Source organism: Streptomyces minutiscleroticus, assembly GCF_014650875.1.
Lineage (GTDB): Bacteria > Actinomycetota > Actinomycetes > Streptomycetales > Streptomycetaceae > Streptomyces > Streptomyces minutiscleroticus.
On the sequence record NZ_BMVU01000037.1, the window covers coordinates 1 to 23,093 of the forward strand.

Below are 23,093 nucleotides of genomic sequence, written 5' to 3' on the forward strand. Positions count from 1 at the left end.
ACCGGCACCTGTCGAGGGCGCTGGCCGACGCCACCGCCATCTCCCTGGTCCAGCAGGCATCCCTGGACCACCACCGCACCGTCAACCGCCAGCTCCAGCACGCCCTGGACAGCCGCAGCGCCATCGAACAGGCCAAGGGCTTCCTCGCCTCCACCAACGGCACCGACCCGGGCACCGCCTTCGAACAGCTGCGCGCCCATGCCCGCCGCCACCGCATCCGCCTGGCCGACCTGGCCCGCGACGTGGTCGCCGGAAGCGTGATCCTGCCCCCGCCCGGCAGCACCGGCCGGCCGGCCGGGCCCGGGGCCGGATGAGCCGATCCCCGTGGACAACGGACCGCGATCGTCCACGTGTCCGATGTGGCCACCTGCTCGGTCGCGTACGGGGCGGCCGTGTCCGGGGTGTCGTTCAGGGGCGGTCGCGGGGGGTGTGTCCGTAGCGGGTGAGGATGTCGCGGGCGATGTCGGCGAGGGGGCGTCCGGTCGTCTCTGCCGTGGCGTGCAGCCATGCGGCGGCGTCGTCGGTGCTGGTGTGCCGGGCCGCGGCCAGGATGCCGATGGTGGTGTTGATGTCGTCGGCGTCGGCGGTGGCCCGCAGTTGTTCGATGATGTCGGTGTCCCTGTCCGCCAGCAGCACGAGGGTGGCGATCTCGGCGCACGTCCGCCCGAGGGCGGGCGGACGGGTCGGGCGGGTGCCCTGGTGGGTGCGGTAGAGGGTGAGGGTGCCCAGCGTCGCGGTGGCGGTGCGCAGCGGGTAGGCGAAGGCCGCCGAGACACCGATGCGGCATGCGGCGTCGGTGAACAGGGGCCAGGCGGAGCCGGCGTGGTCCACGACGGGGACCGCCACGGGTTCCTCGGTGCGGAACGCGGTCAGGGACGGGCCCTGGCCCACGGCCCGCTGCAGTTCCTCGGCGCGCCGGGCCAGGGGGGAGCTGACGGCGAGGTGGTGGGACAGCAGGCCGGTGCCGTGCAGGGTGATCGCGGCGGCGTCGACGGCGGGCAGTTCCCGCACCGCGGTGTGGCACACGGCGGCGGCGCAGTCGCGGCGGGGGACGTAGCGGGCGGTGTGGACGATGCGGTGCCACAGCGTCCCGCCGCGTGCTGTCGGCGTGTGAGGGCGCGCGTGTGCTTTCCAGGGTGGTGCAGGCGCGTTCGTAGCGTGCGACGGCGAGCATCGCACGGTGCAGGGGCGCGGTCGGCTGCCGCAGGCCGGCCCATGGATCGGCTCCGCCGGCCTGCTTCAAAAGGTCGTGCACGGCGGTGATGTCCTCGACGTGGTGCAGTACGCCGACGACGCGCCCGTCGGCGTCGTGCAGCGGGGAGTTGACCGGACTCTACGTCTTGGGACGGAAACCGCCCGGGGCGGCGGCATCGGGGATGTCGTAGCGCTGCACCCCATGTCGTCCGGCGCACCGCGGCGCAGCACTCGCTCCAGAGAGGCGCCGAGGTTGCGCACGCCGGTCGCGGTGGCGTCCTGGGGGTTGTCGGGGAAGGCGTCGGACATGGAGGCGCCGAGCAGTTCGTCGCGCGAGCGCCGGGTGGCGCGCAGGCAGGCGGGATTGGCCCCCTGGATGCGCAGGTCCGCATCGAGCACCAGGCAGGGGGCCGCCGTCACCTCGAACAGCAGGCTCTCGGATGCGGTCCGCAAGATCTCGTGCACGGACGCTCACCTCGCAGGCTGGGCCACCCCTCACCGGCTGGAGCACCCGGGCGGGCGTTTGAACAAAGCAGGAGGGAACGCCTCCACATGCTGGGAGGGAAGCGGCCCTTGCTCACTCCTGTGAGACCTGCCGGGGGCCTGACGCCGCCGGTGCTCTCCCCGGCGCAGGCGACGTCTCCGGTCCTCGCGGGCCTGAAGGGATACGGGGTGACGGCGTGTATCCGTTCTGCACCGGGCCCTGTGCCACGGCCTGAGGGTGTGGGTTCAGGGCGGCTTCGCCGTGCCGGTGCCCGCGCCCACGGTGCGGCAGCACAACGCCCCCTCGGCGCCCTGCAGTGCCCGCACATCCCATGGCGTCCCGGATACGGCACGGCCCGTGGGGCGCAGGCCGGGACAGGACGAGGGCGTGCTCGCTAGGGTGGGGGCGAAGGAGTTCCTCCGCGTCGAACGTCTTCGTCCCCGGTGGACGCTGTTGTTCTTGGAGGGGTGCCGATGGTGATGAACGTGCAGCGTGGTGTGCCGGTGGTGGACCGGGCGGCCGTCTGCGACAGGACCGCGCAGATTCGTATGCAGAGCGACCGGGCGCGGGCGCGCGCGGAACAGGCGCAGGTGGACGCCGAGTCCCTGACCAGCCGTATCCGGATCGCAGCGCTGGACCGTCCGCGGGACCGGGCGAGGTTCGCGGGTGTGGATTTCCTGGATCCGTACTTCCTGGCCGCCACTCCGCCGCCGGCCCTGCTCCAGGCTCTGCTGGAGTGCATCACGGACGCGACGGACGTACAGGTGTGCGATGCGCAGCAGGTGGACGCGGTGCACGGAGGTCTGCGGCTGGTGGCGCACCGGGGTATGAGCCGGCCCTTCCTGGACTACTTCGCCGTGGTCGACGGCCGGGGCACCGCGTGCGCGCAGGCCGCGAGGACGGGGCGGCCGGTGTCGGTCGGGGACGTGGCGACGAGCGGTCTCTACAGTCAGGACAGCCGGCAGGTCATGCTGGAGGCCGGCAGCCGCGCGGTGCGCTCCGTCCCGCTGTGCACACCGGGCGGGCCGGTCATGGCGATGGTGTCGGTGCACCATCGTGCGCCCAACGGCCTGCGGGACGTCGACACCGACTTGCTGGGCGCGCTGGCCCGGGCGGCTGCCCGGGCCCTGCACTGGCACCACTAGGGATCAGCCGCGGGAACGCACACCGCGCCTCGGGGCTCTGGTGCACGGTTCTGCGGCGTCCGGTGCCGTAAGGCCGCCGAACGCGAGGGGTGGCGGGGTCGGCCTGGATCACGAAACGGTGTTCTCACGGGTGCCCGGTTCGTGCGTCCGGTAGTGACGGCACGAGGTGGTCATGCCACACGGTGGGGCCTCCCGGTGAGGGCAGCGGGGCACGCGTCCGTCCACCGCACCGCCTACGGCCGCCACCCGGGTCAGAGCCTCCTCGACGAGGATCTCTGACTTCCCCGGGCCGGCCCCCACCGCCGTCGGCGTGCGCGCGGGTGACCCGGCGCGGTCCGCTCACAGGGGAGGCGGCCGTGTCCACTTGGAGGCCGTGGCCAGGGGTGCCGTCCGGGATGTGGGCGAAGGCGTTGAACCGGGGTCGTCAAGGGTGTCAGGCTGGGGGGGACAGGTCCCGGCCGGTGTGTGCCGCTGGTGCGGCCGGTTTTTGAGCGGACGGACAGCGCGGCCGTTGCACGGCGGTCCTGAGAAACGAGATCTGGTGATCTCCGATGATGTCCGGTACTGGTTCCGCGGGGCGTGAGGAGCGTCTCGCGGCCGCGTTCATCGAACTGGCCGACACACTGGTCGACAACTTCGACATCCTGGATTTCCTGCACACGCTCACCGAGCACGCCGTCGATCTGCTGAGGGTGGAGGCGGCCGGTGTCATCCTGCTGGACGCGCGGGGGCGGTTGGTCGACGCGACCGCTTCGGACGAGACCACCCGCCTGCTGGAGCTGGCGCAGATCCAGTGGGAGGAGGGCCCGTGCCGGGACTGCGCCCGCGGCGGCCGGCCGGTCGACGCCGACCTGAAGGACGCCGACGTGCGGCAGCGGTGGCCGCGGTTCACCCAGTGGGCGCTGGCGCGTGGCTTCACCGGGGTGGCGGGGGTGCCGCTGCGGCTGCGGGCGGAGGTGATCGGGGCGTTGAACCTCTTCCACATCGCTTCCGGTGTCCTGTCGCCCGGCGATCTGCGGCTGGGGCAGGCGCTGGCGGACGCGGCCACGATCGGCCTGCTCCAGCACCGCGCCGTCCACGACCGGACCGTGCTGCACAGCCAGATCAGGAGCGCGCAGGACAGCCGGATCGTCCTGGAGCGGGCCAAGGGCCTGCTCGCCGAGCACACCGGTCTGTCGCTGGACGAGGCGTTCACGCGCATGCGGCGCCACGCCCGCCTCCACCGCATGCTGCTGACCGATCTGGCCACAGCGGTCGTCGACGGCAGCGCCAGCCTGGAGGAGATCGCCCGCTCGTCGCCCACGTCCGCTTCCTGACCCGCACCGCCGTACCGTGAGGAGGCAAGAGATGACCACGGCCGCCCGCCGCGTTCCGCCCGGCCTGTGCGGGTCCGCCCACGGGGCCGGTGCGCCATGACCGGCCACCGCCGGCAGGAGCGGATCGGCCCGCTGATGCGCAGCGTGCTGCGCGGGGCGTCCGGTGTGCGGACGCTGGCCGCGGTGCCGGCCGAGGACTGCGCGGCCGCCCTGGGCCTGAGCGGTGTGACGGTCTCGACGCTGGCCTCGGACGGCAGTGCGGAACTGCTGTGGTACGCCCGCGCCGACCGGCTCGGCATCGCGCTGGAGGACCTGCAGTACACCCTCGGCGAGGGCCCTACACCCGATGTCGCCGTCCAGGGCCGGCCGGTTCTGGAAGGCGACATCGCCCGCATGCCCCCGAGCCGCTGGCCCCTGTTCCTGCCCGATGCCCTGCACACCGGCGCGGCCGCCGTGTTCGCCCTCCCCCTGCGGATCGGAGCCATCCTGTACGGCGTCTTCACCGGCTACCGCACCGCCTCCGGCCCCCTGACCGCCCAGCAACTGCGCGGCGCACTGGCCTTCACCGACCTCACCGTCCTCCTGCTGGACCACCGTGCGGGCGCCCCGTACCTGCCGGAGTCGGCCGCCGACCTGGACACGCTCCACCGCGCGGAGGTTCACCAGGCCACCGGTCTGCTCTCCGCCCGCCTGGACATCCCCCTGGACCATGCTCTCGTGCGGCTGCGCGCCTACGCCTACTGCCACACCCAGCCCCTGCTGGAGGTCGCCCGCGACGTCATCCACCGCCACAGCCGCCTGGACGAGGACACCTCCGCCTGAGGGCCTCCACGACCGCTCGTGCCGGCGCGGCGAATCCGCCGGGTTCTTCGTGCTCGAGGGCGACCGGGCAGGAGTAGGCTGTGGCCGAGCCGTGAGGCTGTCCAGCGCCGGGTCGGAGCCGGTCGTGTGATGGTTTTGGACGGGTGAGCCGAGAGATGGGGTGAGCGGCGGCACGACTCGTCAGCGGACGTACATCCTGCCTTTGGAGAAGGCCGGTCCACTTCTTTTCCGTCCCCTGGCGGATCTGCCCGGACCCTGCGGCCGTTGTGGAGGCGGGACGCCACTGATGGGCGGTCCGCTATGTTCAACACCGAGCGCGAGGCGCACATCGCGCAGGCCGTTCTCGACCTCGCTCACCGTCCGGCCGGCTTCGATCCGCTGGAGCTGCTGCACGATGTGACCGCGCAGGCGGTTGCGCTGCTGCCGGTGCGCGGCGCGAGCATCACCGTCCTGGACCAGGACGCGGTCAGCTACGTCACCGCCTCCGACGAGGTGTGCCGGCAGCTGACCGAGGACCAGATCGACCTGGACGAAGGGCCCTGCCTGGACAGTGCCCGCACCCGGCAGCCGCTGGAGCCGACCGTACTGACCGAACGCTGGCCCCGCTTCGCTTACCGGGCCCAGGCCGAGGGTGTCACGGCGGTGGCCGCGGTGAGCCTGCGCCTGCCCCAGATGCTCCTGGGCGCACTGAACCTGTTCCTGACCCGCCCGCCCTACCTGGGCGGCCCGGACATGCAGCTGGCCCAGACCCTGGCCGACACCACCGGCACCACGCTGGCCCACCGGCACGAACTGGCCGACAAGGACACCGTCCTGACCCAGCTGCAGACCGCGCTGGACAGCCGCCTGGTCATCGAGCAGGCCAAGGGGGTGCTCGCCGGCCGCCTCGGCATCGACATGGACGAGGCCCTCGCCCGGCTGCGCGCCACCGCCCGCTCCCGGCGGCAGAAGCTGACCGACCTCGCGGCCCGAATAGCCTGCGGGAACGTGCCCGGCGATCTCCACCCGACCCGGTAGGACCCGGCCCCGACCACCGGACTCTTCAGTCCACGCCGTGCTCCTCCTCCCGTCGCCTGCCGCAGACGAACTCGTCTCCGCTTCTGCCCGGGCAAGGGAGCCTCGGCCGTCTGCCCGGAGGGTGTGATGTCCCGCGATGAGCTCACCCGTTTCCTCACACGCCTGCGCCGGGCCGCCGACGACGGACGCGACCTGTCCGCCGCCTCCGCGGCCACCGCAGCCCGCCTGCTGAGCGTGCAGGGCCTGACCCTGAGCCTGCGCGCCACCTCCGGCGCGCTGGAGCCGCTGTGGGGCACCTCGACGGACGAGCACGCCCCCGGCTTGGAGGAGCTGCAGTACACCTTGGGCGAAGGCCCCACCGTGGACGCCGCCCGCACCGGGCACACCGTCATCGCGGCCGATCTGACCGACCGGGCCGCCGCCGAGCGCTGGCCCGTCCTCACCGCCGCGCCCACCTCATCGCCCCATGCCGTCATCGCCGTGCCCCTGCGCCTGGGGGTCGTCACCGCAGGCGTCCTGACCGGCTACCGCACCACCCCCGGCCCCTTCACTCCCACCCAGCGGCTCGACCTGGACGCCTTCGCCCGCATCGCCTTGAACCTGCTGCTGAACACCCCACCCCGCACCCTGGCCGTCCCCCGCCCCGGCACCGCACCACGACCGGACGTGTCCCTGCGCCGCGCCCAGGTCCACCGAGCCGCAGGGTTCCTCAGCAGCCGCCTGGACATCACCGTCGAGGACGCCCTGCTGCGCCTGCGCGCCCACGCCTTCAGCCACGACCGCCCCCTGGCCGACGTCGCCCGCGACGTCCTCGCCGACCGCCTCCACCTCACCCCCGACGTCTGACATCGACCGGCGGGCCGGCGGACCCGCGTCGCCGCCTTGCGGCCGTCCCGGTCGCTGCCCCGACACGGCGGACGGTCGGGGCGGACGGCAGCGACGTCCTGGACGTCCTGCACGACCTCGCGGCGTACCTGGTCACGCTGCTCGGCATCCGCGCGGCCGCCGTGCCGCTGCGCGCAGGCGAGGACGTGTTCGGTGCCGTCAGCCTGCTGAGCGCCACCTCCTGCGCGCCCACCGGGCACGATCTGCGGCCGACGCAGGTGCTGGCCGACGCCGCCGACGAGCAGCCGCGCCGGCCGACCACACGGTGTCGGCGGCGTCCCGGACGCAGGCTGTCCGGACCGGACGGCGGCCGTCCCGCCTCGCTGACGGACGCGGGACGGATCACGCGGCGGTGCCGCCACCGGGAGGGGGCACCCGCCCGCGAAGGACGGCAGCGTGACGAGGCCGGGGCGGTGTGGCTAGGCCGAATGCTGGGCGAGCCGGCCGGTGGCGTGGGCGAGGGTGTGCAGGCGGCGGCGTTGCTCGGCCGACCACCGGCTGGGCCGGTCGTGGTAGACGGAGACTACGCCGAGCAGCCGGCCGGTCGAGCCGATGACGGGCAGGGAGGACACCGCGCCGACGGGGACGGTGCCCAGGACGTCGGCGGCCGGGGTGCCGCTGTAGGAGGGGTGGCCGGCGACCTCTTCGACGAAGACGGGGGAGTGCTTCAGGGCGGCGCTGCCGCAGGAGCACTCCCCGCCGTTGACGGTCTCGAAGAAGGACACCACATCTGAGGGGAAGCCGCGCTGGGTCACCACGCGCAGCGTCCGGGTGGGCGCGTCCCACAGCTGGGCGGTGCCCAGGTGGGTGTCGGTCAGGCGCAGGGCCATGACCATCGCCTGGCGCAGCAGCCGTTGGTCGGGGTGGTGTCCCCGGCGCATCCGGGCGGTGCAGGCGCGGGCCAGTTCCACCGCGGCCGCATCCCCGCTGTGCGCCAGGGCGCGCAGCACCGCACGGTGCGCGGCCTTCAGAACCAGCCGTCCGCCACAGGCGGCAGCCTGGTGGTGCAGGGCCAGCAGCACGTCCACCCCGGCCAGGTCGCAGAACGTCACCCGGCTCGCGTCCAGCACCAGCCGCCGGGAGCACATCGTGGGCAGCGGCAGCCGGCGGAACAGCGCGACGGCCGCGGCGACGTCCAGCTCACCGGCCAGATGCAGGACGGTCTGTTCCTCGCCGCGCGTGAGGGCGAACCGCAGATCGGGTACCAGCTCGGACCATTCCATGCCTTACCCACCTGAACTCGGCACCTGTGTCTGCCCGGCAGAGTAGAGGCACGGCACGGCGGGCGGCGGGTTTTCGCCCATACCCGACAACGCACCGCCGGCCGGGCCGGCAGCGCCGGTCCGGCCGGCGGCCGAGGAGGTCGTCGCCCGCATCGCCGAACACGTCCGCCCCGAGACGTTCCGCGCCGACGCAGCCCGTCTGCGCGAGGGCACCGACGCCTGGCGCCGCCCGGACGTCCCGGACGGTACCCGCTTCCCGCGGAAGCCGGAGAGCACCTGCGTGCGCCGCCCGCCCCACCTGGCCGGACTGGCCGCCGAACCCGGGGGCCGGGCGGGTCCCGGCCGGGCGAAGGTCCTGCTCAGGCTCGGTGACGACGTCACCGCCGCCCGCATCTCCCCGGCCGGACGCGTCCCCGCCGACAGTCCGGCGGGACACTGGCTGACCGAGCGGGGCACCGAACGCCGCGACCTCAACCAGTACTCCACCCGCCGTGGCAACCAGGAGGTCATGCTCCGTGGTGCCTTCACCGACCCGGCCGTCCCCAGCCTGCTGCTGACCGGCAGCCCGGGCCAGGGCGGCTGGGTCCGCACCGCGGACCGCACGGCCAGCCTGCCGGTGTACGAGGCCGCCCCACCCACCTACCGGACGGCGGGGTACGACCCCGTCATCGTCGCCGGCCGCACCTGCGGTGCCGGTCCCGGGAGCACTGCCTGTCGCCTCGCCGTCAGCCGCCCGCGCACCGAGGCGTTACGAGGTGTTCTGCGGTGGACCAGGACACCATCCGGCCCATGGCGGCTCCGCGTGGCTGCTGCACCAGGACGGGGTGACGGGAGCGATCACCGGCCCCCGCACCGTCTCCGCGTCCACCTGGCCCGACCTGCTGAAGGTCCCCTTCCGGCCGACGCCGTTGACAGCCGTCCCGCCGACCCGGGCGAGCCGGCCGGCCGAAGGCGACGCTGTGGACCGGAGACGTACGGGGTGGAGGTTCGCCTCTGTGCCGGCCGGGCGAAGCCGAGCAGGCGGGGGAGTACCGGGGCACCGGCGTGCCTGCGTGACGCGCGGCGCCACCGTTGGCCGGCACGGCCGTCACCCCTCACCTCTTGGCCGATCGGCCCACAGTGCCGGGGGGCGTTCCGTACCAGGACGGTGCGCAGGACGGCAGCCGCTCATTGTCGGCGGCGGCTGCGTGCGTTCAGCGGGAGGTGCTCCTCCCCACAGCCGGGCGCACTCCCCGGCAGGCACGCATGACGGCGCCCTGCGGCTGGTCGAGGGCGTGCGTGACCCCGGTGGATGACGGCCGGGTGCCGAGGAGGAGCCCGTCCGGAGAACGTGCCGCTGACCCGCACCGTGATCCGGACCTTGTGAACGGTCCGGCTGCGATCCTGTTCCGACGGATCGGCGGTGCGAAGCGCCCGGCCGTGCCGGAGCCCGCTGTCCTGGGCGGCTCGCACGCGGCGATGCGATGCGCTGTCGTCACCGGGACCACCGGACTTGCTTCACGATCACTCGTATGCGCTCATGTGCCTGCTTCTGACGAGATCACCGCTGCTGTGGAATGTGAGCGTCACTCGCCTACTTTCAGGAGAGCACCATGCGTATCCGCATCGCTCTGGCCGCCGTCGTTCTGACCGCTGCCGCCACCGTCGCCGGCGCCGGCACGGCCGTCGCCTACGGCTCCGACGACGACATCAATCACTACGAGCAGGTCAAAACCGGCCAGGACATCGAGAGCAACGGCTGGAACAGCGTGACTCAGTTCGGCGACCTGGTGCTGGACTGACGACTCCGCACGCACGCACGCGGCCCCGCCACCTGCAGAGGTGCCGGGGCCGCGGCGTACGGCCGGCGCGGACTCGGCTGCTCATCATGCGCGGGCGGCGGTACGGCCCCGGGGTCCGCGCCCAGGACAGGCCCGCCGAGGCCCGCAGGCAGCGCAACACCGCCGCTGCCACCGCCCAGGCCACACGGTCGGCGAGAACAGTGCGGTCCCCGCCCGCCCGCTCGGCGTCAGGGCCGCCGACCCTGCCCGGCCGAGGCCGGTCGCTCCATGCCGGGCTTCGGACCGGTCCCACGCGTCGCGCGGTCCGCCCGTGAGCTGTTCTCCGTCATCCTTGCGCCGACGAGAACGAACGCGCGCACAACGGGTAGTCGGCGGGCATGTTCTTCTTCTTCAGCAATCGCGTCGGCTGCCTCGGCTCCCTGCTCATCAGCGCCGTCGTGACCGTCATCCTCATCCTGCTCCTGAGCCGCTGAAGGGGCAGACCGGTACGAAGCGTGGCCTCCATGGGCGAGCGGTGGTCTCCGGCGGGCATCCGACTCCACCGTGTGGACGCCCCGACCTGTACCGATCCGTCGTCCTGCTCGGCGGACGCGGAACGAATCATGGAGAGGTGCCGTGACGGGCCGTCCGCAGCGCCTGTCGGGCAGGACGGCGTGGAGGGGCCGGGGTCTCGGCGGATCGGCCGGTGGTGCGGGTGAGCGAGTGCGGCCGGCTGCGCTGTGGGTGGGACCACCGGCCGTACCGCAAGGGGGATCTCCGAATATTCCTTGACGCGAATATTCGTACTCAGGCATATTTCTCCTCGTGGACGCACTTCTCGCAGCGCTGGCCGACCCGGTCCGGTGGCGGCTGGTGGGCCTGCTGGCCGAACAGCCCCGCTCGGTCGGCGTCCTGGCCCAGCTCGCCCAGGCCCGTCAGCCGCAGACGACCAAGCACCTGCAGACCCTCGAGCGCGCTGGCATCGTCACGTCCCGGCGCACCGGGCAACGCCGCATCTACGCACTCCGCTCCGCTCCTCTGCGGGAGCTGGCGGCCGCGCTCGGCCGGCTCGCCGACACCGCGGACCGGGACGACGGCCCGCGCGCCGCCCACGACCGCTACGGAGCCGGCCTCGACGCGGAGCGGCTCGCCGCGCAGGAGGCGGGGTGGGCCGACGGGCGCTCGTTCAGGTTCCTGCGGTCCCTGACGGACCGCCCCGAGCCGGTCTGGCGCCACCTGACCGAGGTGTCGCTGCTCGCGCGGTGGTGGGCGCCCGACGACCTTCGCGTGTCCGAACTCGTCTTCGAGGCGCGACCGGGCGGGCGGATCGTGCAGGAGTACCGGGACGCCGAGGACGCCGACGGCTCCGACGGGGTCGCCGGGCGCGCGGAGGGGGTCGTCGACGACGTACGCCCCGGTGAGCGCCTGGCCTATCGGCTCCGCCCGCTGCTCGCCGACGGCCGTCCGGCCTTCACCGCGCACGTCGACGTCCACCTCCGCCCCGCCGTCACGGGCACGGACCTGGACGTGTTCTACCGCATCACCGACAGCACCGTCGACTCCGCGGACTTCGTCGCGGGGATCGAGATCGGCTTCGGCCGGAGTCTCGACAAGCTCGCGACGGCCCTCGCCGCGTACACGCACGACACCGACGGCATCCGGCGTCATCCCGATACAAGGAGCACGACATGACCGTGCAGAGCGGCGGCCGCAGGGTCGTCACCAACATGAGTCTCTCCCTGGACGGCCGCTACGCCGGTCCGGACAACCCCCAGGACATGGGCTGGGTGATGCCGTACGCCCATACCGACGTCGCCCGCGACCACCTCGCCGGCCTGTGCGAGCCGGCGACGACGGCCCTGCTCGGGCGGGTCAACGCCGAAGGATTCCTCGGGTTCTGGCCCACCGCGATCGGTACGGAGGGGGTCGACGCACGCGACGAGGCCTTCGCCAAGTGGCTCCTGGACACCGACAAGGTGGTCCTCTCCTCCACCCTCGACGAGGCACCGTGGGAACGGACGACGGTCGTCGACGAGCCGGCCGCCCAGGTGGTCGCGGACCTCGGGGCGGCCGACGGCGGGGACATCCTCGTGCTCTCCAGCGCGAGCGTCATCAAGGCGCTGCTGGCGGCCGACAAGGTCGACCGGCTGGCGCTCACGGTCTTCCCCGTCTTCCTCGGCGGCGGACCGCGCCTCTTCGACGACGGCCTGCCCGCGGCGCAGTGGGCGCTCACCAGCCAGACCGCAGGGGAGCACGGCACGCTGGCCCTCGTCTACGACCGCATCCGCTGAAGCCGGCCCAGACGTCCCCCAGGCGATCCCGCAGGGAGGTCACCGGCGTTCGAGCGTGGACGCCTCCCTCGCCCGGCTTCACTCCGTAGTGGCTGACGAGTCCTCAGATACGAGACGCACGTGAAGACGGCAGTCCGTACCCCCTTTCAGGAGGTACGGAAATATCCTGCCTCGAAGCGTCCACGGGTGTCGGCTCCGCACACCTCGCCCCGCCCGGGGGTGGTCGGGTGAGCCTTCGATCCGTAAGCGGGCCCTCAGCTGTCGGCGGCGCCGAACCACCTCGGCAGCTGGCCGAGTAGCTCCTGCTGGTCCTCGCCGACCCACGCCACGTGGCCGTCCGGGCGCAGCAGTGCCGCGGGCACGGGCAGTTCCTCGCCGGTGTCGACGACGTGGTCGACCCGGTCCGCCCACCCCGCCGCGGAGAGCCGGCCGGTGCGGTCGAGCAGCAGTCCGCGGCCGCCGTGCATCAGCTCGTACAGGCGTCCCCTCTCCAGTTTCACGTCCCGCATCCGCCGCCCGAGCAGTTCGTGCCCCTCGCCGAAGTCGTAGCGGACCTTGATCGCGGTGATCCTCTCGACCAGATACCGGTTCACGTCCTCGAAGTCCGCCAGCTCCGACACCAGCCGGCGCACCGCCCGGGGGCCCGGCTCGGTGGACAGCAGCTCCATCTGCGCGCGGGTGTTGTCCAGCACATCGGCGGCCACCGGGTGCCGTTCGGCGTGGTAGCTGTCCAGCAGCCCCCGCGGCGCCCAGCCGCCGACCTCGGCGGCCAGTTTCCAGCCGAGGTTGAACGCGTCCTGGATGCCCAGGTTGAGGCCCTGCCCACCGGTCGGCGGATGGATGTGCGCCGCGTCGCCGGCCAGCAGCACCCGGCCCGTCCGGTAGCGCTCGGCCAGCCGGGTGGCGTCACCGAAGCGGGACAGCCGGCGCGGTGAGTGCACGCCGAAGTCGGTGCCGGCGACCACCCGCAGCTGCTGCCTGAACTCCTCGAGGGTCGGCGGGACCGTGCGGTCCTCGGCCACCCCCGCGGCGGGCACCACGACGCGGTACACCCCGTCCCCGACAGACCCGACGCCGAACCGCAACTGGGTCTTGCGGACTTCGCCCACCACGGCGGCCAGCGTCTGCGGCGGCACGGCCACCTCCATCTCGCCCAGCAGCGTATCGACCCTGGTGGGCTCACCGGGGAAGCCGACGCCGAGCAGTCTGCGCACCGTGCTGCGGCCGCCGTCGCAGCCGACGAGGTAGCGCGAGCGCAGCAGTGTGCCGTCGGCCAGCCCGGCGCTCACCCCGTGTGCGTCCTGGCGCAGCCCGACCAGGGCGCAACCGCGCCGGACCTCGGCGCCGAGTTCGACGGCATGCTCGGTCAGCAGGCGGTCGGTGATGGTCTGCGGGATGCCGAGGACGTACCCGTGTGCGGTGTCCAGCCGGCTGGGCGACGGCTTGCCGAGGCCGGCGAAGAAGCCGCCGACCGGGTGCCTCGTGCCGTGTGCGAGAAAGCGATCCAGCAGACCGCGCTGGTCGAGCACCTCGATGCTGCGCACGTGCAGGCCGAGGGCGCGGACGTAAGGAACCGGCCGCGCCTCCTTCTCCAGCACGAGCACCCGCACGCCGTGCAGCCGTAACTCGCCGGCCAGCATCATGCCGGTCGGTCCCCCGCCGACCACGATGACATCGAGCATGAAGATCTCCGCCCCCACCCATGTGACGAGAATGAACCTCGGTCGACCGCCACGCCCGGTCCCGCAGTACGCACACCCGCAAGTCCCATCAGCGGTGCGAGACCTCCGTGGGCCCCGGACATCGACAGAAGCAGACTTCCTGTGCGAACCACTGTTTTCCCACGGTGTGGCGTCGGTCGATGATTCTGCGCCACACCCTGGGCCTTGCCGCAAGGCCCCCCGTGCGCTATAGGTTGAGAGTGGCAAGGAGCCGGTGACTCCTTGCCTTTGTTCTTCGTCGGCTGCCGGGGACGCGTACGTTCCTGGGAGCGTGCCCTCATCGCCGCCGAACAGAAGACCAACGCGCTGTGCCGCGACCGACGGCACACCCCACGTGAAGAGCGAAAAGACGAGTCACCGGTCTTCCAGCCCTCAGCGGCCACGGAGCCGGGCGGAGAACGCGGTCGGCGGGATCCCCAGCGCGTTCAGCCGGGCCAGGGTCAGCGCGCGTTCGTACGAGTGCCGTACCGCAGGCTGCCAGGCATCGTCGCTGTAGGCGTCGACGTGGCCGTGTCCATGCTGGAGCGCAGCACACACAGTGCCTCGCGATGGACGAGCACGACGTCCGCGGGGCCCAAGCCGTCGACGAGCACGAGTTCGCGGCCGGAGCCGCCGTACTGGTTGATCACACGCATGACCTTCCCACAGGCAGTGGCTCACCACGCCACGGAAGGCGACCGTCACATCGTGGTCTTTGTCGGACACGGTCCGGGAGCGGTCGGCCCGCACACATCCTGCCGGCCGTACGCGGTGGGTCCGCTGCCCGCTCCCGCCCCGGCCCGGGGGCTGAGGCGACCCACAGCCCCCGTGTGTTCCGGACGCGGCTGGGGGAGTCGCAGACACTGGTGTGGTCGTCGTGCCCTCCCGTGCGGGTGGTGCCTTGGTGGTGCGGGGAGTTGCCGGCGGGAGCAGCGGCGGCGAGGCGTCCGGGGGCGGGCCGGGGGCGGCACCCGCTTCGGCGACCGCCTTCTCGGGGAATGAAGGGGGTGCGTTCGCCGCCGCCGGGGCGCGGGCAGGCTCCTCATCCGTGCGCCGACGCGCCGGACCACCGCGGTGATCTCATCCGGGTGAGTGGCGAGCGGTGGAGATCAAGGGACGGAGGGTGCTTGGCCGCGCGGGGGACCGGATGCGTGCTCCTTCGGCCGGCCGGCGGCCATCTCGGCCCTTTCCTGCGCGATCTCCCGGCCGAGGAAGAAGTTCAGCGTCGTACGGATGGCGGCGATGGCCGCCAGTCGGCCGATCTCCGTGAGACTCGGTGCGGCGCCGTGCAAGAGGTGCGGGGGAGGGGCCGTGGGGCGGTTGCGCGGAGAAGGCCCCTCAAGGGCCCGACGCCGGCGCGCCCCGAGCCCCGGGGGTGGGGTCGCGCGTCAGGGTGAGCAGGGTGGTGGGGGCGGCTCCGCGCAGCGGGGGCTGTCTGGTCCCGGGGCAGGCGGCGGGGTACCTCGCGGGTTCGGCTGGTCGGCGTGGCAGAGGCCGACGATCTCCTGGCCGCCGTGGTCCCCGTTCGTGCAGGCGTCCAAGGCACCGGCGGGCACCCGGCCGTGGACTCGTCTCACGGGCCTTCGTGTGCGTGCGGTTCCGCGACGGAATGCATGCTCATGCGAGGACCGTCCGTCTGTCCGGCGATGTCCAGGTGGGTGCGTCTGTACGACGCGCCGCTCGCGATCACGAAGGCTGACCGGACACGGAGGGGGCTCAGTCGGTCCGCTCGCGCCAGTGCGCGCGGTCACCCTGCACCTCGGCGATGCTCGGGTGACGCACGGCGTCCAGCCCGTCATCGGCGAGGAGGTCGGCGATCAGGGGCGGGATGCCGAAGACCTCGGTGGCGCTCAGGTCCCAGTCGGTCAGGACGAACCAGGACCCCTGCACCGCGGCGATGCCGAGGTCCGCCGCCCCGTGCATGCGGCCACCGCTGATCCGCGTCGCACACACTTTTCCGTCGGCGCGGCGCTCGACTCGCAGGAGCCGGACCAAGGCCCCTCGAACCGAGCGCTCAGTGGAACCGGGCGGCGCCCTCCGGCAGGTCGCACCAGGGGTCGATGGGAACGCATTCCGTGCGGCGGCCCAGGCTGTCGAGGATCCAGCCCTGCCGCTTGACCGTGCGCAGGACGATGCCGTGGTCGGCGATCTCCAGTTCCGGGCACTCCGCGCTGATGCGGTCCTCCAGGTCCAGGACGCTGTCGACGGAGTGCAGCCACGCGGAGAGCAGGACGTTCGTCTCACCGCTCGTGGCGGTGAGCAGCCGTACGTCCGGCATCCGGCCCAGGCGCTCGCAGACCTGCCGGCGCCGGCCGACCGGGACGCGTGCCCAGAGCAGGGACGTCACCGGCCACCCTGTGATGTGCTGGGCGACCTCGCCGCGGAAGGCCACCGCGCCGGTGCGTTCCAGCCGGGCCAGCCGGCGGCGTACCGCGGTCTGGCTGGAGTCGAGGCGCTCGGCCAGGTCGGTGACGGGCAGCCGGGCGTCCTCCGCGAGGGCGAGCAGCAGCTCCCGGTCGGGTGCGTCCAGGGGGCCGGGAGCGGCCGTGCGGGGCGCGGCCTCGCCGGCCAGGGACTGCAGGCGCGACCGCTGCGCGCGGGGCAGCGCGTCAAGGCGCCAGTCGTTGCCCGCCGTGAGGATGCGTGTGGTGACCTGTGTGTTGACCCGGACCACGCCCGGCAGGCGGCTCACGTGGTCCAGGACGAAGCGGGAGAGGCCCGGCAGGTCGCGGGTGATGACGTTGACGTGGATGTCCCGTCCGCTGGCCAGCTCCATCACGGACTTGGTCCGGGGGTCGCGCGCCAGGGCCAGGGCGACCCGGCCGCGTTCGGAGGGTTCGCAGTCGACGTCGATGAACGCGTTGCACAGGGAGCCCCACAGGGCGGGGCTGCCCGTGGCCGTCACCCAGGCCGTGCCCTGTCGCGAGATGCGGTTCCAGCGGCGGGCGGCCGTCACCGCGCTGAGCCCGAGCACCTCGCCCACCGTGGTCCAGGAGGCGCGTGGCGCGATCTGGAGGGCGTGGGTGATCGCCAGGTCCGTCTCGTCGAGCTCGGCGGCGGAATCCTTCACGTCAAGGCTTTCCATGGCGTTATCCATCGATTTCCGGGCTTGTTGAACAGGGGACGGCCACTATTGACCATCGCATCCCCGCCACACAAGAGCAGGGGGTGGCCGGTACGGCGCGCGGTCGCCCGCGCCCCGGTCCGGAGCACAGTCTTCTCACGGAAGGGCCGAACCTCGATGGCGCACAGCGAACAGCAACCGTGGGAGTGGGACGAGCAGGTCTGGCGCGGTCACGTGGACCGGGTGCGGGCCGGCCGCTCCCTGGCGCCGAGGACCTGGCCGGGCGGGGCCCGGTGCGCCGTGGCCGTGTCCTTCGACTCCGACCACGAGACGCCCGCCCTGCGCGACGGTCACACGAGCCCGGCGAAGCTCGCCCAGGGCGAGTACGGGGCGCGCGTGGCCGTACCGAAGATCCTGGACATGCTGGAGCGTCACCGCGTCCCGGCGAGCTTCTTCATGCCCGCGGTCTGCGCGCTGCTGCGCCCGCAGGAGGCCAAGGCCTACACCAAGGCCGGGCACGAGCTGGCCGTCCACGGCTGGATCCACGAGCGCAACACCCAGCTCGGCGCGGAGGCCGAGCGCGAGCTGCAGTTCCGCGCGGCCGACACCCTGGAGCGGATCAGCGGGGTGCGTCCCGTCGGCATCCGCACCCCCAGCTGGGACTTCTCTCCCCACACCCTGGCCATCACCCGGGAGATGGGGCTGCTCTACGACTCCTCGCTGATGGCCGACGACGAGCCGTACGAGCTGCTCGAGAACGGCGAGGCGACGGGCGTGGTGGAGATCCCCGTGGAGTGGATCCGTGACGACGCGCCGTACTTCATGATGGAGCGCTTCGGCTCCCTGCGCCCCTACATCGCGCCGCGCGACGTGCTGCGGATCTGGCAGGACGAGTTCGCCGCCGCCCACGCGGCCGGCGGTCTGTTCCAGCTGACGCTGCACCCGCACATCATCGGGCACCGCTCCCGGCTGGCCGTCCTGGAAGAGCTCCTGGCGCACGTCGCGGGGCACGACGGAGTGTGGCTCGCCACCCACCGCGACATCGCCGAGTACTGCCGCGCCCAGCACGGCATGAACTGACCGCCGGCCCGGTACCGCCGCACACAGCACGACCCGAACCGACCGCCGACCTCCCGGCGGACCGGTGACGGCCGGCCCCACGGACCGGCCCTCCCGCAGAAAGCACCACGACCGGCGCCCCCACCACGGGCGTCCGCGCCGGTACCGGCCCGGCAGCGCCCACTCCCGCGCGGCCGGTCGTCCTCCCGTACGCCCGCGACCCGGGCGTCCCTTCCCACGGGCCCACCCGCACACCGTTTCCGCGGTACTCCCCGGCCCGCCTTGCGCGGCACTCTCCCGCGCATCGCCCGGCGGCGGCCGTCACGCACCCGCCGCGGCTCCGCGACGACGCGGAGCAGCACACCCACAGCCCTGTCCCGGACAGTCCGGTGCCGTCCCGCGCCCGGACAGTCCGGTGTCGTCCCGCGGAACGACACCGCGCACCCTCCCGCGGACAGATCCGCGGACACACCCGCACCGGAAGACAGCCCCGCACGCCGCAGTCCGATCCGTCCCCTGCCTTCAGGAAGCGAGGCACCCCCTCGTGCAGACCCCCGTCACCGCGACCGGTACCGCACCGTCGCACAGAATGACACCCGCCCAGCGCAAAGCGGTCGTCGCCGGCACCATCGGCAACACCGTCGAGTGGGTCGACTGGGCGCTCTACTCCATCTTCGCCAAGATCATTTCCGAGGTGTTCTTCCCGAAGGGCGACGGCGCCGCCGCCCTCCTGTCCACGCTCGCCGTCTTCGCCGTCGGCTTCGTGATGCGGCCGGTGGGCGCCGCCGTCCTCGGCGCCTACGCCGACCGCAAGGGCCGCAAGAAGGGCCTGACCCTCACCATCGGACTGATGGCGGGCGCCGGCTTCCTGATCGCCTTCACCCCCGGCTACGACACGATCGGCATCGCCGCTCCGCTGATCCTGCTGGTCGCCAGGCTCGTCCAGGGCTTCTCCGCGGGCGGCGAGTTCGGCTCGTCCTCGGCGTTCCTGGTGGAGTCGGCCGCCCCCGGGCGGCGGGCCTTCGCCGGGTCCTGGCAGCAGGTGTCCGTCGCGGGCGGCGTACTGATCGCCTCCCTGCTCGGCACGGTCTTCACCTCCCTGCTGGGCGAGGACGCCCTGCACGACTGGGGATGGCGGATCGCCTTCGTCGTCGGCGGCCTGCTCGGCCTGATCGGACTGTGGCTGCGCGTCAGCGTCGAGGACACCGCCTCCTTCACCGAGGCCAAGGCCGGCGGCAGGACGCCGAAGAACCCGCTCGTGGCCATGTTCCGCGAGCACCCCGCCGCCGCGCTGCGCGTCGCCGGCATCACGATCGCTGGCACCCTGACGTACTACATCTGGGTCAACTACCTGCCGACCTACGCCAACCTCACCACCGGCATCCCACTGGAGAAGGCGCTGCTGTCCCAGACGCTGTGCCTGATCGTCTTCGTCGTGCTGCTGCCCTTCGCGGGCCTGCTCTCCGACCGGCTGGGCCGCAAGCCCACCCTGGCCGGCTTCGCGCTCGGCTTCGTCGTCCTGGCCTGGCCGATGCTGCACTTCCTGAACGACAGCTTCGCCGTGCTGTTCCTCGTCCAGCTCGTCGGCATGCTGCTGGTCCTCGGCTACTCCGCCAACTGCGCCGTCATCATGGCCGAGCAGTTCCCGCCGGAGGTGCGGGCCACCGGCATCGCCCTGCCGTACGCGCTGGCCGTCGCCCTCTTCGGCGGCACCGCCCCCTACGTCACGACCTGGATGAGCGAGAACGGGCACGCCGACAAGCTCTGGCTGTACGTCTGCGGCGCCGCGCTGATCTCCCTGGTCGTCTACCTGACCATGCCCGAGACGAAGGACAAGGAGTTCTCCTGATGACGCACGCAGTCGTCACCGGCGCCGCCGGCGGCATCGGACGCTCCGTCGCCGAGCACTTCGCGCGGGCGGGGGCGGAGCTGACCCTCGTGGACGTCGACGCCGACCGGCTCGCGGCTCTCGCGGACGCCCTCGGCGCCCGGCACCTCGTCCTCGACCTGGGCGGCGCCGACGGCCCGGCGGCCGCCGTCGGCGGCGCCTGGCACACCCACGGACCGGTGGACGTCCTGGTCAACGCGGCGGGCATCTACCCGTCGCTGGACATGGCCGACGTCACGGCCGCCGCCTGGGACCGCGTCTTCGCCCTCAACACCCGCGCCCCGGTCCTCGCGACGGCCGAACTGGCCCGTCTCGCGGCCGAGGCAGGGCGGCCCGCCTCGGTGGTCAACATCTCCTCCGGCGCCGCCCTGCGCGCCCGGCCCGGCGGCGGCCCCTACGCCTCCTCCAAGGCGGCACTGGAGATGGCCACCCGCGCGGCGGCGCTCGAGTTCGGGCCGCTCGGCATCCGCGTCAACGCCGTCAGCCCCGGCTTCGTCGCGGTGGACAGCGCCTGCAACCCGGTCACCGACACCTACGCCGCGGCCGTCTCCGTCAACCCCCTCGGACGCCCGGGCACCCCGGCGGACATCGCCCGCGCGGTGCTGTGGATCGCCGGCCCCGAGGCGTCCTGGGTGACCGGGGAGATCCTCCGGGTGGACGGCGGCAGCGGCACCGGAGCGGCACACCTGCCGCGGCTGTGGCCGCCGGACGCCTCCGGGACGTCCCCCGGCTCCCCCCACCCCACCCCGGGCACGCTCCCGGACAGCACGAAGGGACACACCTCATGAAGGGCGACGCCTACACCGTGGTCGGCGCCGGAGCGATCGGCGGCACCCTGGCCCACGCCCTCGCGGCGGCCGGGCACCCGGTGACCGTCGTCGACGCCGACGCCGACCACGTGGCCGCGATCCGCGCCGGCGGTCTGACCGTCCTGCGCGGCGAGGAGCGCGAGAGCGTCCGCCTCGACGCGGCGACCCCCGAGGACCACCAGGGGCCGCCGTTGCGCCGGGTCCTGCTCGGCGTCAAGGCGCAGGCGACCGACGCGGCCATGCGCTGGATCGCACCCCGTCTGGCCCCGGACGGCTACGTCGTCTCGGTGCAGAACGGCTTCAACGAGGAACTGATCGCGCGGTACGTCGGCGCGGAGCGCACCGTCGCCGCGTTCGTCAACATCTTCGCCGACGTCGTCGAGCCCGGAGTGGTGCGCGACGGCGGCCCCGGGGCCTTCGTCGTCGGCGAGCCGGGCGGCGCGCCCGTGTCCGAGCGGGTGCGGGACCTCGTCGCCGACCTCCAGGCGTGGGGGCCCGCGCAGGTCTCCGACAACGTCGAGGGCTACCTGTGGGCCAAGGCCGCCTTCGGCGCGATGCTCTCCGCGACCGCGCTGGCCGACGCCCCCATGGCGGACCTGATCGACCGTCACCGCGCCACCATGTACGCCCTGGCCGCCGAGGTGTACGCCGCGGCCGACACCGTGGGGACGCGGCTGGAGCCGTTCGACGCCTACGACGCGCCCGCCTTCCGCCCCGACGATGCGGCGGCCCGCGACGCCGCCTGCGACCGGCTGACCGCCTGGCTGCGCACCCAGCCCAAGGACCGCAGCGGCATCTGGCGCGACCTGGCCGTACGCCGTCGCCCGGTGGAGGTGACGACGCACTACGAGCCCGTGGTCGAGCGCGCGCGGCGGGCGGGTCTCGGCACTCCGGTGCTCAGCGCCGTACTCGAAGACCTGCGGGAACTGGAACGCGACCCGTCGGGGATGTCCGAGGCCCGGCTCGACGCCCTCGACGCGCTGGCCGCGTCCGGCGGCAGGGGCGCCACGGCCGGAAAGGACGGACACGACGCGGACGGGCGCGACGCGGCCGGACCACCCGCCGGAACCCCGGCCGTCCCGGCGCGGACAGGTGACCGGGCGTCCGAGGACCTGCCCGCGGCCCCGGTGCTCACCGACGCCCAGGCCGTCGCCGTGCGCGACTGGCTGGAGGGCCACCGCGAGGCGATGGCCGACGACCTGGCCGCCTACACGTCCCTGGAGAGCTCCAGCGACGACGAGGCGTGCCTGGCCGCCTGCCTCGACTGGCTGCGCGGCTGGCTCGACACCTCGCTCGGCGCCCCCGCGAGCGAGGAACTGCTCCCCCGCGACGGCGCCGGGGACATCCTGATCCGCCGCTACGCCGGCACCGGCCCGTCGGCCGGCGCCCCCCTGCTGCTCGCCGCCCACTACGACACCGTGTGGTCGACCGGCACCCTGCGCGACTGGCCGTACCACCGCGAGGGCGACCGCATCAGCGGTCCCGGGGTCTTCGACATGAAGGCGGGACTGGTCCAGGCGGTGTGGGCGCTGCGCGCGCTCCGGGAACTGCGGCTGCCGGTGCCGGCGTTCACGCTGCTGCTCAACGGGGACGAGGAGACCGGCAGCCAGGCGTCCAGCGACGTCATCGCGGCCGAGGCACGCAGGTCCAGGGCGGCCCTGGTCTTCGAGGCGAGCGCCGACGGCGCGGTGAAGACGACCCGCAAGGGCGTGGGCCTGTTCTCCCTGACGGTGCGGGGGGAGGAGGCGCACGCCGGCCTCGACCCGACCCGCGGGGCGAGCGCGGTCAACGAGATGGCCCGGCAGGTGCTCGCCCTGGAGGGGATCGCCGCCCCGGAGGCCGGGACGACCGTCAACGTCGGCGTGCTGCACGGCGGCACGCGCAGCAACGTCACGGCCGGCCGGGCGGTGGCACACCTGGACATCCGCGTCGCGACCGCCGCCGAACGCGACCGTGTCGGAGCCGCGCTGTCCGCCCTCGCCCCGGTCGACACGCGTACGAGCCTGCGGCTGGACGGAGGCTGGAACCGTCCCGTCTTCGAACGCACGGAGGGAGTCGGCCGGCTCTTCGCCGTGGCCCGGGCCTGCGCCGCACCGCTCGGCCTCGATCTGCGGGAGACCGCGGTGGGCGGTGCCAGCGACGGGAACTTCATCCTGGACGCGGGTACCCCGGTGCTCGACGGGCTCGGCGCGGTGGGCGGCGGCGCGCACGCCCGCAGCGAGCACGTGACGCTGAGCGGAATGGTGGAGCGATCCGCACTGGCGGCAGGCGTCCTCGCCGCCTTCGCCGCGGCCTGACACCCCGGACCGGCATACGCGTTCGCACGGGCGGCGCGTATGCCGGCCCGCGCGCCCGGACCGTGCGTATGCCGGCTCGCGCGCCCGGACCGTGCGGACGCCGGCCCGCGTGCTCGGACGGTGTGTACGCCGACCCGCT

Annotated in this window: 20 protein-coding genes and 1 pseudogene; 13 read left to right on the plus strand and 8 right to left on the minus strand. The window is 73.4% G+C overall.

Translation table 11 applies throughout. The annotated features are described in order from the left end of the window. On the plus strand, window positions 1-314 hold a 314-nt coding region (locus tag IE271_RS28345; RefSeq protein WP_190193310.1), incomplete at its 5' end, for an ANTAR domain-containing protein. A gap of 94 nt (window positions 315-408) precedes the next feature. Here the strand turns inward: IE271_RS28345 and IE271_RS28350 are convergent. Together IE271_RS28350 and IE271_RS28355 are read right to left on the minus strand one after the other, a co-directional pair. After that, complete coding sequence (locus tag IE271_RS28350) at window positions 409-1,026, minus strand: ANTAR domain-containing protein (RefSeq protein WP_190193311.1); 618 nt, start codon at window positions 1,024-1,026, stop codon at window positions 409-411. Window positions 1,027-1,239: 213 nt separating this feature from the next. Beyond that, on the minus strand, window positions 1,240-1,659 hold the full coding sequence (locus tag IE271_RS28355; protein ID WP_190193312.1) for a PAS domain-containing protein: 420 nt from the start codon (window positions 1,657-1,659) through the stop codon (window positions 1,240-1,242). 492 nt (window positions 1,660-2,151) lie between these two features. Between IE271_RS28355 and IE271_RS28360 the strand changes: the two genes are divergently transcribed. From IE271_RS28360 to IE271_RS28380, 5 genes are all read left to right on the plus strand, one after another. Further along, window positions 2,152-2,823, plus strand: a complete 672-nt coding sequence (locus IE271_RS28360; RefSeq protein WP_190193313.1) for a GAF domain-containing protein — start codon at window positions 2,152-2,154, stop codon at window positions 2,821-2,823. Window positions 2,824-3,374: 551 nt separating this feature from the next. Further along, window positions 3,375-4,139 (plus strand): GAF and ANTAR domain-containing protein, encoded by a 765-nt coding sequence (locus IE271_RS28365; protein WP_229919609.1) that lies wholly within the window; start codon window positions 3,375-3,377, stop codon window positions 4,137-4,139. Between the two features lie 96 nt (window positions 4,140-4,235). Next, window positions 4,236-4,961, plus strand: coding sequence for a GAF and ANTAR domain-containing protein (locus IE271_RS28370; protein WP_229919610.1), 726 nt, complete (start codon window positions 4,236-4,238; stop codon window positions 4,959-4,961). Between the two features lie 300 nt (window positions 4,962-5,261). Then, window positions 5,262-5,978 carry a GAF and ANTAR domain-containing protein gene (locus IE271_RS28375; RefSeq protein WP_190193314.1) on the plus strand — a complete coding sequence of 239 codons (717 nt, stop codon included), beginning with the start codon at window positions 5,262-5,264 and terminating at the stop codon, window positions 5,976-5,978. Window positions 5,979-6,104: 126 nt separating this feature from the next. After that, entirely contained in the window at window positions 6,105-6,824 is a 720-nt protein-coding gene (locus IE271_RS28380) for a GAF and ANTAR domain-containing protein (RefSeq protein WP_190193315.1), read from the plus strand. A 458-nt stretch (window positions 6,825-7,282) separates the two neighbouring features. Here the strand turns inward: IE271_RS28380 and IE271_RS28385 are convergent, their stop codons facing one another. Then, window positions 7,283-8,086: an STAS domain-containing protein gene (locus IE271_RS28385; protein WP_190193316.1), complete on the minus strand. Its 804-nt coding sequence runs from the start codon at window positions 8,084-8,086 to the stop codon at window positions 7,283-7,285. Window positions 8,087-9,678: 1,592 nt separating this feature from the next. Between IE271_RS28385 and IE271_RS28390 the strand changes: the two genes are divergently transcribed. The 3 genes from IE271_RS28390 to IE271_RS28400 all read left to right on the plus strand — a co-directional run bounded on the left by IE271_RS28390 (window position 9,679) and on the right by IE271_RS28400 (window position 12,137). Continuing rightward, window positions 9,679-9,867 (plus strand): hypothetical protein, encoded by a 189-nt coding sequence (locus tag IE271_RS28390; protein ID WP_190193317.1) that lies wholly within the window; start codon window positions 9,679-9,681, stop codon window positions 9,865-9,867. Window positions 9,868-10,671: 804 nt separating this feature from the next. Continuing rightward, window positions 10,672-11,538: a metalloregulator ArsR/SmtB family transcription factor gene (locus tag IE271_RS28395; protein WP_190193318.1), complete on the plus strand. Its 867-nt coding sequence runs from the start codon at window positions 10,672-10,674 to the stop codon at window positions 11,536-11,538. Beyond that, on the plus strand, window positions 11,535-12,137 hold the full coding sequence (locus IE271_RS28400; protein ID WP_190193319.1) for a dihydrofolate reductase family protein: 603 nt from the start codon (window positions 11,535-11,537) through the stop codon (window positions 12,135-12,137). The genes IE271_RS28395 and IE271_RS28400 overlap by 4 nt, the downstream gene beginning before the upstream one ends. 254 nt (window positions 12,138-12,391) lie before the next feature. Here IE271_RS28400 and rox read toward each other — a convergent pair whose 3' ends face one another. The 5 genes and pseudogenes from rox to IE271_RS28425 all read right to left on the minus strand — a co-directional run bounded on the left by rox (window position 12,392) and on the right by IE271_RS28425 (window position 16,922). Then, window positions 12,392-13,819 carry a rifampin monooxygenase gene (gene rox / locus IE271_RS28405; protein WP_190193320.1) on the minus strand — a complete coding sequence of 476 codons (1,428 nt, stop codon included), beginning with the start codon at window positions 13,817-13,819 and terminating at the stop codon, window positions 12,392-12,394. 479 nt (window positions 13,820-14,298) lie between these two features. After that, a complete protein-coding gene (locus IE271_RS28410) occupies window positions 14,299-14,487 on the minus strand; it encodes a hypothetical protein (protein WP_190193321.1) in 189 nt (62 codons plus the stop codon). Between the two features lie 459 nt (window positions 14,488-14,946). After that, window positions 14,947-15,117 (minus strand): annotated as a pseudogene (locus IE271_RS43415) (DUF1622 domain-containing protein); the annotation flags it as partial. A gap of 436 nt (window positions 15,118-15,553) precedes the next feature. Beyond that, window positions 15,554-15,760, minus strand: coding sequence for a hypothetical protein (locus tag IE271_RS28420; protein WP_190193322.1), 207 nt, complete (start codon window positions 15,758-15,760; stop codon window positions 15,554-15,556). A gap of 91 nt (window positions 15,761-15,851) precedes the next feature. Further along, complete coding sequence (locus tag IE271_RS28425; protein WP_190193323.1) at window positions 15,852-16,922, minus strand: Lrp/AsnC family transcriptional regulator; 1,071 nt, start codon at window positions 16,920-16,922, stop codon at window positions 15,852-15,854. A gap of 156 nt (window positions 16,923-17,078) precedes the next feature. Between IE271_RS28425 and IE271_RS28430 the strand changes: the two genes are divergently transcribed. The 4 genes from IE271_RS28430 (at window position 17,079) to IE271_RS28445 (ending at window position 22,954) form a co-directional block, all read left to right on the plus strand. Further along, complete coding sequence (locus IE271_RS28430; protein ID WP_190193324.1) at window positions 17,079-17,981, plus strand: polysaccharide deacetylase family protein; 903 nt, start codon at window positions 17,079-17,081, stop codon at window positions 17,979-17,981. Window positions 17,982-18,549: 568 nt separating this feature from the next. Further along, on the plus strand, window positions 18,550-19,809 hold the full coding sequence (locus tag IE271_RS28435) for an MFS transporter (protein ID WP_190193325.1): 1,260 nt from the start codon (window positions 18,550-18,552) through the stop codon (window positions 19,807-19,809). Continuing rightward, complete coding sequence (locus IE271_RS28440) at window positions 19,809-20,636, plus strand: SDR family NAD(P)-dependent oxidoreductase (protein ID WP_190193326.1); 828 nt, start codon at window positions 19,809-19,811, stop codon at window positions 20,634-20,636. The genes IE271_RS28435 and IE271_RS28440 overlap by 1 nt, the downstream gene beginning before the upstream one ends. Beyond that, window positions 20,633-22,954 carry a 2-dehydropantoate 2-reductase gene (locus IE271_RS28445; RefSeq protein ID WP_190193327.1) on the plus strand — a complete coding sequence of 774 codons (2,322 nt, stop codon included), beginning with the start codon at window positions 20,633-20,635 and terminating at the stop codon, window positions 22,952-22,954. Before IE271_RS28440 ends, IE271_RS28445 begins: the two co-directional genes overlap by 4 nt. The last annotated feature ends 139 nt before the right edge of the window (window positions 22,955-23,093 follow it).